We start from the raw sequence: 14,466 nt of genomic DNA on the forward strand, positions 1-14,466 counted from the left end.
CGGCTCAGCCCCGCTGTTCCAGGGCCACCAGCTCGAAGGCGGTCTTCCCGTCCAGGGACTCCCGGATGATGTCGGCGTGGCCGGCGTGCCGGGCGGTCTCGCGGATCAGGTGCAGGCACAGCCAGCGCAGGGAGACACGGCCCTCCGGCGGGAACCAGGGGTCGGGCGGCAGCGGGAAGGTGTCGTCCAGGCTGGGCGCGGAACGGATGTACTTCTCCGTCTCGCCGGCGACCTTCTCCCAGTACGCGAGCTGCCCGGCCACCGTCTCGTCGTCGGTGAGCCGGAAGCACTCGTCCCAGTTCGACTGGTCGCGGTGGACCGCCGGCGGCTCCTGCCGGGCCCGGGCCAGCCAGCTCTGCTCGACCTCGGCGACATGCTTGAGCAGCCCGCCGAGGGACAGCTCGCTGGCGCTCGGACGGGAGCGGGCCTGCTCCTCGGTCAGCCCCAGCAGGGCCCGGCGGATACCGCCTCGCTGCTCCTCCAGGAACGCGAGCAGCGCCCCGCGCTCGTCGCCCTGCGTCTCCGCCGCCACGTGTGTGACCATGACCGGCCGCCTTTCATCGGGTCCTGTTGCCTGACACCGACGAAACTACGGGCCCTTGCGGTCAGCTTCTGTCCGCAAGGGCCCGGCACGCGTTTGCGGGCGCCCGCTAGAAGGGGAAGCCGCTGCGGCCGTGCTGCACCGAGATCCACTTGACCGTGGTGAAGGCGTCGACGGTCGTCTCGCCGTTCAGCCGGCCGAGGCCGGAGTGCTTCTCGCCGCCGAACGGCACCAGCGGCTCGTCGTGCACGGTGCCGTCGTTCACGTGGAACATGCCGGTGTCGATCCGCTTGGCGAACGCGACACCACGCTCGATGTCGCCCGTGTGGACGGCGCCGCTGAGACCGTAGGGGGTGTCGTTGACGATCCGGACCGCCTCCTCCTCGCCGTCGAAGGGGACGAGGAAGACGACCGGGCCGAAGATCTCCTGCTGGAGCAGGGCGGAGCCGGCGGGGACGTCGGTGAGGACGCTGGGCTCGACCAGGTTGCCGGTGGTGGTGCCGTGCACGAGGGCGGTGGCGCCCTCGGCGAGCGCCTGTTCCACGGCGCCCGAGACGGCGTTCGCCTGCTGGGAGTTGATCACCGGGCCGATGACGGTCTGCGGGTCGCGCGGGTCGCCGACCTTCAGCGTCCGGACCTTGGCGACGAACTTCTCGGTGAACTCCTCGGCCACCGAGCGGTCCACGAGGACCCGGTTCGCCGCCATGCAGACCTGGCCCTGGTGCACGTAGCGGCTGAAGACGGCCGCGTCCACCGCGTAGTCGATGTCGGCGTCGTCCAGGACCACCAGCGCGCTGTTGCCGCCCAGTTCGAGCACCGCGCGCTTGAAGTGGGAGGCGCAGACGGTGGCGACGTGCCGGCCGACCTTGTCGGAGCCGGTGAAGGAGATGACCTTGGGGACCGGGTGCTCGATGAAGGCGTCGCCGATCTCGGCTATGTCGGTGACGACGACATTGAGCAGGCCGCCCGGCAGCCCCGCGTCCTCAAAGATCTTCGCCACCAGGGTGCCGCCCGCGATCGGGGTGTTCTGGTGCGGCTTGAGCACCACGCCGTTGCCGAGCGCGAGGGCCGGGGCCACGGACTTGATCGACAGCAGGAACGGGAAGTTGAACGGGCTGATCACGCCCACCACGCCCACCGGCACCCGGTAGACGCGGTTCTCCTTGCCGTCGGCCGGGGAGGGCAGGATCCGGCCCTCCGGGCGCAGCGCCAGGTGGACCGCCTCGCGCAGGAACTCCTTGGCGAGGTGCAGCTCGAAGCCGGCCTTCACGCGCGTGCCGCCCAGCTCCGCGACGATCAGGTCGGCTATCTCCTGCTCACGGTCCTCGATCAGCCGCAGCGCCCGCTCGAACACCGAACGGCGGGCGTAGGGGTTGGTCGCGGCCCACTGCTTCTGGGCGCGGGCGGCGCTGCGGTAGGCCTGGTCGACCTCGTCGACCGTCGCCACGGTGATCGAGGCCAGCTTCTCGTCGTCGTACGGGTTGAAGTCGATGACGTCCCAGGAACCGGTGCCCGGGCGCCACTCACCGTCGATGTACTGCTGGGCCAGGTCGCTGAAGTAGGACGGCATGTGATCCCTCAATCGGTAGCAGACACAGGAGCCACGTCACGGTCTGATCACGCGTCATCGTACTTGTGTTTCAAGAGAGTTGAAGGAGACCCCGGAGAAGGTCCCGGCTCTCGTCCGGGCCCGGACTGTCCTGCTGGAGCTCCTTGAGCGCCTGCTCGTACTGGGCGACGTCCTCGCGCTTGTCCAGGTACAGGGCGCTGGTCAGCTGCTCCAGGTAGACCACGTCGGACAGGTCCGCGTCGGGGAAGCTGAGGATGGTGAAGGCGCCGCTCTCGCCGGAGTGCCCGCCGAAGCCGAACGGCATCACCTGGAGCCGGACGTTGGGGCGCCCGGAGATGTCGATCAGATGCTGGAGCTGGCCGCGCATCACGTCACGGTCGCCGTACGGGCGGCGCAGGGCGGCCTCGTCCAGGATGATGTGGAGCTCGGGGGCGTTGTCCGCGAGCAGGTGCTTCTGCCGCTCCAGGCGCAGCGCGACCCGCCGCTCCACGTCGGCCGGGCTCGCGCCCTTCATGCCGCGCCGGACCACCGCGCGGGCGTACTCCTCGGTCTGCAGCAGGCCGTGCACGAACTGCACCTCGTACACCCGGATCAGCGAGGCGGCACCCTCCAGGCCCACGTAGGTGGGGAACCAGCTCGGCAGTACGTCGGTGTAACTGTGCCACCAGCCCGCCACGTTGGCCTCCCGGGCGAGGGAGAGCAAGGACTCGCGCTCCGCCTCGTCACTGATGCCGTACAGCGTCAGCAGATCCTCGACGTCCCTGGTCTTGAAGCTCACCCGGCCCAACTCCATCCGGCTGATCTTCGACTCGGACGCGCGGATCGAGTAACCCGCCGCCTCGCGCGTGATCCCCCGTGCTTCACGCAGCCGCCTGAGTTGCGAGCCGAGCAGCATGCGCCGCACCACCGATCCGGGCTCTCCCGCGCTCACGTTCGCCAGCCTCCCCAACCGTCTCCAGGGGCCGCAGTCTGCCACTAAAACACTTCGAGCAGTACTCGTCCGGTTACGGAAACGGAAAGAGGTCAGCCGTTTTCCGCAGGCAGAGGTACGTACCTCTGACAGTCGCATGGTCCAATGTGGCAGAAAAAATGGCCAAGAAGCGGTACGGGCCAGATCATTTCGGTCACGTGCACGTGCATCTGCCCTTGCATCTGCCTGTCCCATCCGAAACCATGGTGCCGCGCCACCGCTGCATCGCTACGACCGCGAATTCCCGGGAGTGCCTCGCATGGGGACGAATGGATCGACCATGCTCAAGCCGTTACGGCAGGGCCTTCCGCCGTTGGACCCCGCAGCCGTCTCCGATGCCGCCTCCTGCGCCCTGCCGGCCCGTTACGAGGCGGTGGGCGAGGCCCGGCGCTTCACCCGCCGCACATTGGACCAGTGGGACGTGGGCGACCGTTTCGACGACATATGTCTCGTCGTCTCGGAACTCGTCACCAACGCCCTGCGGCACGGCCTGCCCATCCCCCATCAGCGCCCGTCCGGCGAGGCCCGGCGGTCCGCGCCGTCCGGTCCTGCCGCAGCCGCCCGCTCGCCGCAGCCGCCCGCCGTCCGCCTGCATCTGCTGCGCTGGACCGAGCGGCTGGTGTGCGCGGTGCGCGACCCCAGCGACGAGACGCCGGCGCCGCGCGATTCGGACGACTTCTCGGCCGAGTCCGGCCGGGGGCTGTTCCTGGTCGACTCCTTCGCCGACGGCTGGGGCTGGCATCCGCTCGCCGGCACGCTCAACGGCAAGGTCGTCTGGGCGCTGTTCCGGCTCCGGCCGGCCGACTGACATGCCGCGTGGCCGAGTCACGCCCGGTGTCTACGCGCGTACACCGGGTCGCCACCGCTCCCTGGGGCGCTGAGTCGTTTCAGCCGGCTATGAGGTGGTCGAACTCGCCGTCCTTGATTCCGAGGAGCATCGCCTCGATCTCCGCACGCGTGTAGACGAGCGCGGGCCCGTCCGGGAAACGCGAGTTGCGCACCGCCACATCACCGCCGGGCAGGCGCGCGAACTCCACGCAGGAACCCTGCGAGTTGCTGTGCCTGCTCTTCTGCCAGGCCACTCCGTCCAGCTGCGTGGCAGCCATGCCGTTGTACACGTCGTACCTTCCGTACACGCCGTCAACGTCGCGGTCCACAGGTCGCTCCCCGGTGGTGCACTTGGCTGATGTGGCCATGGATGTCTTGGTCAACTGATCCGGATCATAGCTGCGTTCATGTGCAGTTGCATGAGCAGATGCACGTGCACGGGGTGTGTTGCCGCGACTACAGCTTTGACGTCCGCTTTACCGAAGCCGTTCCAGCGTCCGCCCGAGAGACGGCAGCACATGCCCTCTCCAGCCCCCGTTCATGATCTTCCGCGCCATCATCTGCGCCGGGTCGTCCGGATCGAATCCCTCGTGCACTAGGAACAGACGCGTGCCGCGCCCTTCCTGTTCCAGGGTCCACGTGATGGTCCAGTCCGTGGGACCGGCGGGATCCGCGTCGGCCCAGCGGAGGGACAGCATCCGCTCGGGGACGTAGGCGAGGACGCGCACTTCGACGACACCGGAGAAGCGGGTGGCGGGGCGCGGGACCGAGGTCATCCGGTACCGGTGACCGACCTCGAGCCGGAAGTCCTCGGCGCCGGGCATCTGCCAGCGGGCCAGCAGCGCGGGTTCGGTCAGGGCGCGCCAGACCTTGGCGGGCGGATGCGGGAAGAACTGGTCGACGCGGACGGTGGTGAGGTCGTCGGCGTCACCGGGCGGTGCGGTGCTCATGGGTGTTCATCGTCGGGCATGCGGTCGAGCAGATCGCCAAGGCCCTTCAGGCGGTCGCGCCAGAACCGCTCGTACGGATGGAGCCAGTCCTGCACCTCGGCGAGCGGCGCCGCCTCCAGGCGGTAGATGCGCTGGCGGCCGGAGCGCTGCTCGGAGACGAGGCCGGCGTCCCGGAGCACCTTGAGGTGCTCGGACAGGCTCGGACGGCGCATGTCGAAGTGCTCGGCCAGGGCCTGCACGGCCTGCGGACCGCGCTCCCGCAGCAGCCGCAGCACCTCGCGGCGGGTGGCGTTGGCGAGCGCGGCGAAGACACGGTCCTCGGCGGCGGTACCCGTCCCGGTCACGGGGCGGCCGGATTCATGGGGCGGTCCGGTTCATGGGGCGTCAGAAGCCTTCCTTCTCCGTCAGCAGCATCAGGCCGTTGCCGTCGGGGTCCGCGAAGGAGGCCATGCGCCCCCAGGGGAGCTCGTCCGGCCCCTGCACCGGGGTTCCGGCAGCGGCGAGCCTGGCGCAGTCCGCGTCGACGTCGGTCGTGACCAACATGATCCCGTGCGCGGAGCCGGGCGTGAAACCGCCCATCCCCGGCCCGGAGAGCGTGAAGGCGGTCTGCGCGCCCTCGGGGGCCACCTGGAGCCAGCGGCCCTGGGGCAACTGCCGGTCGGCGGTGACCTCCATGCCGAGGACGTCGCGGTAGAAGCGCAGGGCGCGGTCCTGGTCGGAGACGGGGAGGGTGACGAAAGAGGCGTGAGTGATGGTCATGCGCCGAGCATAGGTAGGCATCTTCCGACGCGTCACCGTAGGGGATTCCCTACGGGTACCCGGTGAGCAGCCATGGGGGGATTTCCCGCACGGCGTCCGGAAGTGTTCGGGGTAACGGCTGGTAACTTGCTGCGGTCCCTCCGGTTCGGGGGTGCCGTCCCGAGCGGGACGACGGCCCCGGGACGGCCCGGTTCGCTACAGCTTGGGAGCTTGACGTGACTACGGCGACTGCAAGGGTGCGGACGGCGGCCGCGGCGGCGGGGCTGGTGGGCGCGCTCGCGCTGACCGCGTGCGGTGGGGGCGGCGCCGAGGACGACTCCTCACCGGCCCCGGCACCGACGGCCGGGTCGGAGTCCGGCAGCGGCTCCACGGGCACGGTCACCAGCGCTTCCGGCGAGCTTCAGGGCAGCTGGGTCACCACCACCAAGGGGTCGATCGTGGCCCTGGTGATCACCGGCAAGAAGGCCGGGCTCTTCGCGACGGGCGGAGCCACGTGCGCCGGCACCGCCGGCGCCGAGTCGGGCATGCGGATGATCCACCTGGACTGCACCAACGGCAGCAAGGACCGGGTCAGCGGCATGGTCGAACCGGCGAGCAAGAACACCTTGAAGGTGACCTGGTCCGGCAAGCTCGGCGAGGAGACCTACACCAAGGCCGAGGGCGGCAAGCTGCCTTCGGGGATGCCGACCACCCTGAAGCGGTGAATTCGGTGGGGTGCGTGAGCGGACCCCCGGCGCAGGCGCCATGATGCGAGAAGACCGTCACGACCTCGATGGGACCTGCTCATGCGCGCCATTCCGCTCACCGTCACCGCCCTCACCGCCGCCCTTCTGCTGACCGCCTGTGACGACGGCGGTGGAGGCAAGAACGGCAAGAGCGGCTCCGCCTGCGAGATCGGCGGGGTCGCGGTGCAGATCGGCTCGGCGAGCGTGGCCCCGGCCGCCGGTGACACCGGCGAGGTGCCCGTCAGCATCACCAACCAGAGCACGCCCTGCACCCTGGACCACTTCCCCGGCGCCACGCTGAGCACCGGCGGCGGCGAGGTGAAGCTGCCCGTGCAGGAGGGGGCGAAGCCGCAGAAGCTGAAGCTCGCCAAGGGCGACTCGGCGACCTTCACCATCACCTACGTCCGCGGCGGCGCGGGCGGCAAGGCCGGACTGGTGGCGAAGTTGGTGAAGATCAGCCTGCCCGGCACGACCTCCGCCCGGAGCTTCCCGTGGTCCTACGGGCCCGTCGCGACCAAGGGCTCCGCCGGCACCCCGGACGCCTCCGTCAGCGCCTTCCAGCAGGTCGGGGACTGACGTCCGCGCGGTGCGGCGGGCCGGGCCCCGAGGGTCAGCCGAGCCGGGGGCGGGCCCTGACCTGGGCCTGGTCCGCCGCCCGCGCGCCCTCCGTCCAGCCCGCCGCGTCGCTCACCCCGCGCAGCCGGGTCGTGGTGGTCTCGGGGAACATGTGCTCGAGCCGGTCGGTGACGGCCATCTCGCGGGTGGCGAGGACCGGCAGCAGGTCCTGGGTCACCTGGGTTCCGGCCACGGCCGCGAGGCGGTCGCCGACACGGTGCGCGTAGGCCGCGAGGAACGACTGCCGGAACGTCTTGGTGCGCTTGCGGCCGCCGGCGCGCTGCGCCGCCTCGGCCTTGGTCATCGCATGGGTGGCCTGCACGAGCAGCGAGGTGTGGAGCAGTTCGACCGCCTCCAGGTCCGCCTCGAAACCGACGACCGTGGCGAAGCAGAGCGCCTCGTTCCACACCGCACGGCAGTGGTTGGCGGTGGCCACGGCGTCCAGCAGCACCGCCTTGGCCTGCTCGTACGGCGGCTCCACGCCGATTCGGCAGGCGCCGGGCGCGTCCGGCGCGGGGGCCTCGGCGGCCAGCAGCGCCTCGTCGACGCTGTGCCGGGCCATCAGCTCCTGCGCCTTGGCCGAGAGCGCCTCCGCCTCCTCGGGGTAGCCGGTGGCCTCGGCCTTGGCGAGCAGCGCCCGGATGCGGCTGAGCATGCGGGAGGCGCCGGGCCCAGGATCACGGCGGGGCTCCTCCAGGATCTCCAGGGCGGGCAGGCGCAGCAGCAGGCGGTACAGCTCCAGCGCCGCGGTGGCGTGCGAGAAGCGGTCGCCCGCTCGCGCGGTGGACTCCGGCAGGGCTTCCAGCTGGGCGGCCCAGCGGCGCCCGCGGGCGCGGTCCTGCCCGGACTGCGCCCGGATCAGCGCCGACACGAGCGCCAGGTGGACCTCGTCCAGCTCGCGCCGCACGAGTCGTACGACATCGGCGGGCTGCCAGCCGCGCCGCCAGGCGGCCGCTACGAACTCCTCGCCCCGGCGCGTGAGTTCGGTGTCCGCCGCGGGGTCGGCGGCGAGCAGGGAGGCACCCGTGTCGAGTCCGGCGTCGTTGTCCTCGTACAGGGCGGCGCGGAAGGCCCGTTCGACGGTACTGGCAGTGCTGGTCACCCGTCGATCGTGCCACGGGCCACCGGCGGCGGGCGCAGGCCGTCCACACCCTGTGGACAACCCGGCGGGCCCTGGCGGCGGACACTGTCAACCGACAGTTGACACCCCCTTCAGCGCAACCTACGGTTGACACATGGCGACCAACCCGAACATCACGGCATCCGTACGCCTCGACGACCTCATCGCGGCGATCAAGAAGGTTCATCCCGAACCCCTCGACCAGCTCCAGGACGCGGTGATCGCCGCCGATCACCTCGGTGACGTGGCCGACCACCTGATCGGCCACTTCGTGGACCAGGCCCGCCGGTCGGGCGCTTCCTGGACCGACATCGGCAAGAGCATGGGCGTGACCCGGCAGGCGGCGCAGAAGCGGTTCGTGCCCAAGGAGTCGGCCGACCTCGACCTCAGCCAGGGCTTCAGCCGCTACACCCCCCGCGCGCGGAACGTGGTCATGTCCGCGCACAACGAGGCGGTGGCCGCCCACCACTCCGAGGGCCGCCCCGAGCATCTGGTCCTCGGCCTGCTGGCCGAACCGGAGGGCCTGGCCGCGAAGGCGATCACCACGCAGGGCGTCCCGCTGGACACGGTGCGCCAGGCCGCGACCGCGGCGCTCCCGCCGGCCGCGGAGAACGCTCCCGACCTCGTCCCCTACGGCCCCGAGGCCAAGAAGGTCCTGGAACTCACCTTCCGCGAGGCCCTCAGGCTCGGCCACAACTACATCGGCACCGAGCACCTCCTGCTGGCCCTGCTGGAGCACGAGAACGGCACGGGCGTCCTCAGCGGCCTCGGCATCACCAAGGCGGCGACCGAGGAGTTCATCGGCAAGGTGCTGGCGACGCTGCTGGAGCACAAGAAGGCGGCGGCGGACGCGGAGGAGGCGGCGACGGACTGACCCCCGGGCAACGCACGGCTCCGCCGTGATGGACCCGCAGGTCACAGCCATTGTCAGTGCCGCCTGCCAGACTCCTTCCCATGTCCGGCCGGTGGGCTCTCGCGGCGGCCGAGGACGGTGGCGTGGACGTCGCCCCCCTCGGCCCCGACGGGCTGCCCGCCGGGCCGGTGCGGCGGGAGAGCGATCTCGCCGGGGCGGTGCGGAGCCGTCCGGAGGTGACGCGCTGGGTGTGGCGGTCGACCGCCGACGTCTACCCGCGTCTGCTCGCCACGGGGGTGCGAGTGGAGCGGTGCTACGACATCGAGGACGCCGAGACACTCCTGCTGGGCCACGAGGGCCGGCACGGCGAGCCGCGCTCGGCCGCCGCCGCCCTGGCCCGCCTCCGCGGCGGCCCCGTACCGCCCGACCCACCGCAGCGGCAGGCCGACCCTGGCGCCCAGTCCCCGCTGTTCGAGCCCGCCGGCAACCGCCTGCCCCTCACCGATCTGCTCGCCGTCTACGCCGAGCAGCAGCGACGGCACGAGCGGACCGCCCTCCCCGACCGCATGCGGCTGCTGACCGCCGCCGAGTCGGCGGGGATGCTGGTGGCCGCCGAGATGAACCGCTCCGGCCTGCCCTGGAGCGCCGAGGTCCACCGCGAGCTGCTGCGCGACCTGCTGGGCGAGCGGTACGCGGGCGGCGGCGAGCCGCGGCGCCTGGCCGAGCTGGCGGACGAGGTGTCGGCCGCCTTCGGCCGCCGGGTGCGGCCCGACCTGCCCGCCGACGTGGTCAAGGCCTTCGCCGGGGCCGGGATCAAGGTGCGGTCCACTCGCCGACGGGAGATCGCCTCCGTCGACCACCCGGCGGTGAAACCGCTGCTGGAGTACAAGAAGCTGTACCGCATCTGGGTGGCGCACGGCTGGTCCTGGCTGCAGGACTGGGTGCGCGACGGACGCTTCCGGCCCGAGTTCCTGGCCGGCGGCACGGTCACCGGGCGCTGGGTGACCAACGGCGGGGGCGCGCTGCAGATCCCGAAGGTGATCCGGCGGGCCGTGGTGGCCGACCCCGGCTGGCGGCTGGTCGTGGCCGACGCCGACCAGATGGAGCCGCGCGTCCTTGCGGCCATCTCCCGCGACCCCGGCCTGATGGAGGTGGCCGGGCGCGAGAGCGACCTGTACCAGTCCGTCTCGGACCGCGCCTTCTCGGGCGACCGGGACCAGGCCAAGCTCGCCGTGCTCGGCGCGGTCTACGGCCAGACCTCCGGTGACGGTCTGAAGAACCTCGCCGCCCTCAGACGCCGCTTCCCCCGGGCCGTGGCCTACGTCGACGAGGCCGCCCGGGCCGGCGAGGAGGGCCGGCTCGTCCGCACCTGGCTGGGCCGGACCTGCCCACCTGTCGCCGGCCCGGGCGAGGACGCGGCCGAGGAGGCGGGCATCCCGGTCGGCGACGACGACACCGGCAACCAGGCGGACGGTCCGGGCTGGGGCCCTGGCCACACCTCGGGCGACTCCCGCGCGCGCGGCCGCTTCGCCCGGAACTTCGTCGTGCAGGGCAGCGCCGCCGACTGGGCCCTGCTGCTGCTCGCCGGGCTGCGCCGGGCCTGCGCGGACCTCGAGGCCGAGCTGGTCTTCTTCCAGCACGACGAGGTGATCGTGCACTGTCCCGCCGACGAGGCCGGCACGGTCGTCGAGGCGATCCGGGAGGCCTCGCGCCTCGCCGGGCGGCTGACCTTCGGCGAGACACCGGTGCGCTTCCCGTTCACGACCGCGGTGGTGGAGTGCTACGCCGACGCCAAGTGAGGGCAGGTCAGCACACCGGGGTGCCGGCCACCAGCTCCCGCAGCTCCTCCAGGACCGCCTGCTCGTCGGTGCCGTCCAGCGCCGCGAGGGCCGCGTGCCAGACGTCGCGTGCCTCCCCCCGCCGTCCCTGGTCGCGCAGCAGCAGCCCGTGCTGGTGGCGGGCCAGGCCGCCCATGTAGCGGTCGGCGCGGGCGTCGGCCCGGCGCAGCAGCTCCGCGCACTCGCGGGCGGCCCGCTCCATCTCGCCGAGCCGTCGCAGCGCGCGGACCAGACCGAGCCGGGTCTGCGACTCGCCGTGCCAGTCGCCGTGACCGCCGAGGATGCGCAGACTCTCCTCGAAGTGCCGTGCGGCCGCCGCCGGTTCTCCGAGGGTGAGGTGGGCGTATCCGATGTTGCAGTGGGCCGAGTGCCGCACGATGACCGCGCCGATCGCCTCCCCGATCGCCAGCGAGCGCCGGTGCCGCTCGATCGCCGCGCGCGGGTCCGTGTGCTCGTAGAGGTTGCCGAGATGGCTGTGGGTGATGGCCTCCCCGTAGGGGTCGTTGAGCTGCCGGGAGTACGCGAGGCTCTGCCGCAGCGCGTCACCGGACTCCGCGAACCGGCCGAGCCCCTCCAGCAGCAGCCCGCGGTTGTTCAGGCTGCGCCGGATCCAGGAGACCCTGCCCAGCCGCCGCCAGATCGCGAGGGCGTCGTCGGTGAGGGCGAGGGCGTCGTTCTGCCGGCCGGTCAGGAAGTGCAGCCCGGCGAGGTCGCCCAGCGCGTACGCCTCGGCCGCCGCGTCCCCCAGCCCGCGCGCCGCGTCGAGCGCGGCCCGCCCCAGCACCTCCATCTCGGCCACCCGTCCCCGCCGCCGCACGTAGGGGAAGAACAGCCGGACCAGCACGGAGAGACTGGCGGCCCGGCGCCCGGCGGCCGTGCCGGCGTTGCGCTCCACCAGCGCGACGACGTTCTCCAGTTCCATGTCGCCCCAGGCGAAGGCATGGTCGGCGGACTCGAAGGCCGGCAGGGACGCCACGTCCGCCGCGTGTTCCGGCGGCTGCGCGGAAGTGGGCCGGCGGCGGTCGTCCTGGTCGAGGCCGGGCTCCTCGAGGGCGGTCAGCACCCGCTCGGCGGCCGCCGCGTACCAGCGCAGGGCGGTGAGGTCCGGATCGGTGCCGGCGGCCGGCCCGGCGCTCGCTCCGGCCAGTTCACGGGCGAAGTCGCGGACCAGGTCGTGCGGGGCGTAGCGGCCGTACTCCGTCTCCTCCAGCAGGGCCACGTCGACCAGCCGGTCCAGGGCCGCCTCGGCGCGGCGCTCGCCGGTACCGGTGAGGCGGCCCACGAGCATGGCGCCGTAGGTCGGCAGGTCGAGTTCCCCGATGCGGCGCAGTACGAGGGCCGCGTCCCGGTCGGCCTCGCGTTCGGCGGCGGCGAGTGCGTCGTGGGCGACGGCGAGGGACCGGCGGACACTCAGGTCGTCGTACTCCAGGTGGGGCAACCTGCTGCCCGAGGCGGCCAGTTGTCCGGCCAGTACGTCCGGGGTGAGGGCGCGGCGGGCGGCCAGCCGGGCGGCGACCACCCGCAGTGCGAGCGGGAGCCTTCCGGTCAGCTCGATCAGGGCGTGACCGGCGTCGAGTTCCTCGCGTCCGCTCACGGCCCGCAGCAGCGCGGCGCTGTCCTCCCCGGTCAGCGGGTCGAGCGGGAAGCGCCGGGCGCCGTCGAGGGCGGTCAGCGGCGACCGGCTGGTGACGATCACCGCGCAGCCGGGCCCGGCCGGCAGCAGGGGCCGCACCTGGGCCGCGCTCGCCGCGTCGTCCAGCATCAGCAGGACACGGGACGGAGCGAGCAGGGAGCGGAACAACGCGGCCGCGGCGTCCGGGTGTTCGGGGATGCTCCGGGGCTCGGCACCGAGGTCGCGCAGCAGGGCGACGAGCGCCTGGGCCGGGGTGAGCGGGGTCATGCCGGGTGTGGCGCCGTGCAGGTTGACGTGGAGCTGGCCATCGGGGAAACGGTCCCGCAGCGTGTGGGCCACGTGCAGGGCGAGCGCGCTCTTGCCGACGCCCGCCATACCGCTGATCACGGCCAGTCGGCCGCCCCGGGCGGCGAGGGCCTGCCGCAGGTCGTCGGACTCGGCGGCCCGGCCGGTGAAGTGAGGCGGTGAGGGCGGGAGTTGTGCCGGGACGAGGGCCTGGGGCGAGGGGGACGCCGGGTCCTCGGACGGACGCGGGGCCGCGCCGGCACCACCCGCGTCCCCCATGCCGGCGGTGCCGCTGTCGCCCTCGCCGTCGACCACCTGTGCCCCCTGCGGGCCGGAGCCACCGCGGGCGGGTACCGGTGTGCCGCGGAGGGTGGGGGCGGCCGGCCCTCCTTCGGCCGGTACGCGAGCGCCACGGGCGTTCGCCCCGCTGCCGGCCGGGGCATGGGCGTGACCGCACGCAGAGGCGCTTCCCGCGTCGCCCGTCTCTCCCCGCGCCGGTGCCGTGACCTCCCGCAGGACCTCCATGTGGGCCTCGCGGACCGCCGGGCCGGGCTCGACGCCGAGCTCCTCGATCAGGCGGGCGCGCAGGTCGCGGTGGACGGCGAGGGCCTCGGCCTGCCGGCCGGTGCGGTGCAGGGCGAGCATGAGCCTGCGGTGATAGGCCTCGCGCAGCGGATGCTCGGCGACAAGCGCCGCCAGCTCCGGCACGATGTCGGCCAACCGTGTTCCACCGAGCGCGAGTTCGGCGTCGTACCGCCACTCCAGCAGAAGCAGCCGCGCCTCCTCCAGGCGCTGCACGAGGGCGTGACCGCCGAGGTCTGCGGAGAGCCCGCCGAGCGGAGCGCCGCGCCAGAGCGCGAGTGCGGACGTGGCGGCGCACACGACGTTCCGCCAGTCCCCCCGCGCGTGGGCGGCGCGTGCCGCGGCGACCCCGGCGTCGAACACATGCACGTCCAGTTCGCCCTCGTCGACGCGCAGCAGATAGCCGGGCGCCACGGTTCTGAGCCGCTCGGGGTCGTCCAGGAGCCGGCGCAGCCGGGTGACGTGGTTGTGCAGCGAGGCCTGCGCGGAGACGGGGGGCGCCCCGCCCCACAGGGCGTCCTTCAGCGACTCGGCCGAGACGACCCGGCCGGCCTCCAGCAGCAGCGCGGCGAGCAGCGCGCGCACCTTGGGGCTGCCGATGGCGCGCGGCTGGGTGTCAGCGCCGCCATCGGGGGCATAGTCCTGGGTGCCGGGATCACCGTGGGGTTCGCCGTGCGGACCGGCGCAGGGGTCGTACGAAATTTCGTACGGCTGTCGGTCGTACAGGGCGGGTGACCCCAGCAGTCCGAACCGCAGCTCGTACCGCTGCTTCACGCTGCCCACTGCCTTCCCGCGGTCCTGCTCCCGGCCGGCCGATCGGCGGCTTGCGGACGAACCGTTGGCCACATGTTAGCGATCTGTTGGCGAGCCCTGATGTGATCATTCCATCGGATCCGGTCCGACGGCGCGCGCGTCACACGCGTAACTCGGGGGAGTGTCGCCGCAGGCCTGGTCCGGGGACGCAGAAGGACCCCGGTCGGCGGAGGTGAACGGCCGGGGTCCTGTCCCGCCCTCTCCGCATCGCTGACCGCTCGGCCGCACTGCGCGTCGCCGACGTCCCGGCCGACCCACATGCCCCTCTTGTCCTTGGCGCTGGGGCCGGCGACCGTGAGTCCGAGTGCCGCCAGAGTCGCGATGGTCCTACGCACGCACCGCGCCGCGCCGCGCCGCGCCGGGGCAACGGAAAAACCCCGAATC

The 14,466-nt window shown here is 72.6% G+C and carries 14 protein-coding genes; 5 read left to right on the forward strand and 9 right to left on the reverse strand.

Annotated features, from left to right (window positions below; genetic code table 11):
• Positions 1-4 precede the first annotated feature (4 nt).
• From ABZ478_RS11595 to ABZ478_RS11605, 3 genes are all read right to left on the reverse strand, one after another.
• The gene (locus ABZ478_RS11595) at positions 5-544 is read right to left on the reverse strand and encodes a DinB family protein (protein ID WP_359547692.1); all 540 of its coding nucleotides are present in this window, start codon (positions 542-544) and stop codon (positions 5-7) included.
• A gap of 106 nt (positions 545-650) precedes the next feature.
• A complete protein-coding gene (locus ABZ478_RS11600) occupies positions 651-2,111 on the reverse strand; it encodes an aldehyde dehydrogenase family protein (RefSeq protein ID WP_359547694.1) in 1,461 nt (486 codons plus the stop codon).
• Between the two features lie 70 nt (positions 2,112-2,181).
• On the reverse strand, positions 2,182-3,006 hold the full coding sequence (locus tag ABZ478_RS11605) for a helix-turn-helix transcriptional regulator (protein WP_359548313.1): 825 nt from the start codon (positions 3,004-3,006) through the stop codon (positions 2,182-2,184).
• A 334-nt stretch (positions 3,007-3,340) separates the two neighbouring features.
• Between ABZ478_RS11605 and ABZ478_RS11610 the strand changes: the two genes are divergently transcribed.
• Positions 3,341-3,889: an ATP-binding protein gene (locus ABZ478_RS11610; RefSeq protein ID WP_359547697.1), complete on the forward strand. Its 549-nt coding sequence runs from the start codon at positions 3,341-3,343 to the stop codon at positions 3,887-3,889.
• 79 nt (positions 3,890-3,968) lie between these two features.
• On the opposite strand, the gene ABZ478_RS11615 is transcribed toward ABZ478_RS11610, so the two are convergent.
• From ABZ478_RS11615 to ABZ478_RS11630, 4 genes are all read right to left on the reverse strand, one after another.
• Complete coding sequence (locus ABZ478_RS11615; RefSeq protein WP_051105974.1) at positions 3,969-4,187, reverse strand: DUF397 domain-containing protein; 219 nt, start codon at positions 4,185-4,187, stop codon at positions 3,969-3,971.
• Between the two features lie 198 nt (positions 4,188-4,385).
• Complete coding sequence (locus ABZ478_RS11620; protein ID WP_359547700.1) at positions 4,386-4,859, reverse strand: SRPBCC domain-containing protein; 474 nt, start codon at positions 4,857-4,859, stop codon at positions 4,386-4,388.
• Entirely contained in the window at positions 4,856-5,203 is a 348-nt protein-coding gene (locus ABZ478_RS11625) for a metalloregulator ArsR/SmtB family transcription factor (protein ID WP_358937519.1), read from the reverse strand. Before ABZ478_RS11625 ends, ABZ478_RS11620 begins: the two co-directional genes overlap by 4 nt.
• Positions 5,204-5,243: 40 nt before the next feature.
• Positions 5,244-5,618, reverse strand: a complete 375-nt coding sequence (locus ABZ478_RS11630; protein ID WP_359547702.1) for a VOC family protein — start codon at positions 5,616-5,618, stop codon at positions 5,244-5,246.
• A gap of 215 nt (positions 5,619-5,833) precedes the next feature.
• Here ABZ478_RS11630 and ABZ478_RS11635 point away from each other — a divergent pair, with 215 nt between their 5' ends.
• Both ABZ478_RS11635 and ABZ478_RS11640 read left to right on the forward strand, forming a co-directional pair.
• Positions 5,834-6,322, forward strand: coding sequence for a hypothetical protein (locus tag ABZ478_RS11635; RefSeq protein WP_359547705.1), 489 nt, complete (start codon positions 5,834-5,836; stop codon positions 6,320-6,322).
• 81 nt (positions 6,323-6,403) lie between these two features.
• Positions 6,404-6,919 (forward strand): DUF4232 domain-containing protein, encoded by a 516-nt coding sequence (locus tag ABZ478_RS11640; RefSeq protein WP_359547707.1) that lies wholly within the window; start codon positions 6,404-6,406, stop codon positions 6,917-6,919.
• Between the two features lie 34 nt (positions 6,920-6,953).
• On the opposite strand, the gene ABZ478_RS11645 is transcribed toward ABZ478_RS11640, so the two are convergent.
• On the reverse strand, positions 6,954-8,060 hold the full coding sequence (locus ABZ478_RS11645; protein ID WP_359547709.1) for a DUF2786 domain-containing protein: 1,107 nt from the start codon (positions 8,058-8,060) through the stop codon (positions 6,954-6,956).
• A 133-nt stretch (positions 8,061-8,193) separates the two neighbouring features.
• Here ABZ478_RS11645 and ABZ478_RS11650 point away from each other — a divergent pair, with 133 nt between their 5' ends.
• Both ABZ478_RS11650 and ABZ478_RS11655 read left to right on the forward strand, forming a co-directional pair.
• Positions 8,194-8,952, forward strand: coding sequence for a Clp protease N-terminal domain-containing protein (locus ABZ478_RS11650; RefSeq protein ID WP_359547711.1), 759 nt, complete (start codon positions 8,194-8,196; stop codon positions 8,950-8,952).
• 80 nt (positions 8,953-9,032) lie between these two features.
• Positions 9,033-10,730, forward strand: a complete 1,698-nt coding sequence (locus tag ABZ478_RS11655) for a bifunctional 3'-5' exonuclease/DNA polymerase (RefSeq protein ID WP_359547713.1) — start codon at positions 9,033-9,035, stop codon at positions 10,728-10,730.
• Between the two features lie 7 nt (positions 10,731-10,737).
• Here ABZ478_RS11655 and ABZ478_RS11660 read toward each other — a convergent pair whose 3' ends face one another.
• On the reverse strand, positions 10,738-14,052 hold the full coding sequence (locus tag ABZ478_RS11660) for a BTAD domain-containing putative transcriptional regulator (protein ID WP_359547715.1): 3,315 nt from the start codon (positions 14,050-14,052) through the stop codon (positions 10,738-10,740).
• Positions 14,053-14,466: the final 414 nt, after the last annotated feature.

Source organism: Streptomyces sp. NPDC005706 (assembly GCF_040631045.1).
Classification (GTDB): domain Bacteria; phylum Actinomycetota; class Actinomycetes; order Streptomycetales; family Streptomycetaceae; genus Streptomyces.

Coding starts and splice junctions, on each gene's coding strand:
- ABZ478_RS11595 (WP_359547692.1), bottom strand. CDS start 544: ATGGTCACACACGTGGCGGCGGAGACGCAGGGCGACGAGCGCGGGGCG.
- ABZ478_RS11600 (WP_359547694.1), bottom strand. CDS start 2,111: ATGCCGTCCTACTTCAGCGACCTGGCCCAGCAGTACATCGACGGTGAG.
- ABZ478_RS11605 (WP_359548313.1), bottom strand. CDS start 3,006: ATGCTGCTCGGCTCGCAACTCAGGCGGCTGCGTGAAGCACGGGGGATC.
- ABZ478_RS11610 (WP_359547697.1), top strand. CDS start 3,341: ATGGGGACGAATGGATCGACCATGCTCAAGCCGTTACGGCAGGGCCTT.
- ABZ478_RS11615 (WP_051105974.1), bottom strand. CDS start 4,187: ATGGCTGCCACGCAGCTGGACGGAGTGGCCTGGCAGAAGAGCAGGCAC.
- ABZ478_RS11620 (WP_359547700.1), bottom strand. CDS start 4,859: ATGAGCACCGCACCGCCCGGTGACGCCGACGACCTCACCACCGTCCGC.
- ABZ478_RS11630 (WP_359547702.1), bottom strand. CDS start 5,618: ATGACCATCACTCACGCCTCTTTCGTCACCCTCCCCGTCTCCGACCAG.
- ABZ478_RS11640 (WP_359547707.1), top strand. CDS start 6,404: ATGCGCGCCATTCCGCTCACCGTCACCGCCCTCACCGCCGCCCTTCTG.
- ABZ478_RS11650 (WP_359547711.1), top strand. CDS start 8,194: ATGGCGACCAACCCGAACATCACGGCATCCGTACGCCTCGACGACCTC.
- ABZ478_RS11655 (WP_359547713.1), top strand. CDS start 9,033: ATGTCCGGCCGGTGGGCTCTCGCGGCGGCCGAGGACGGTGGCGTGGAC.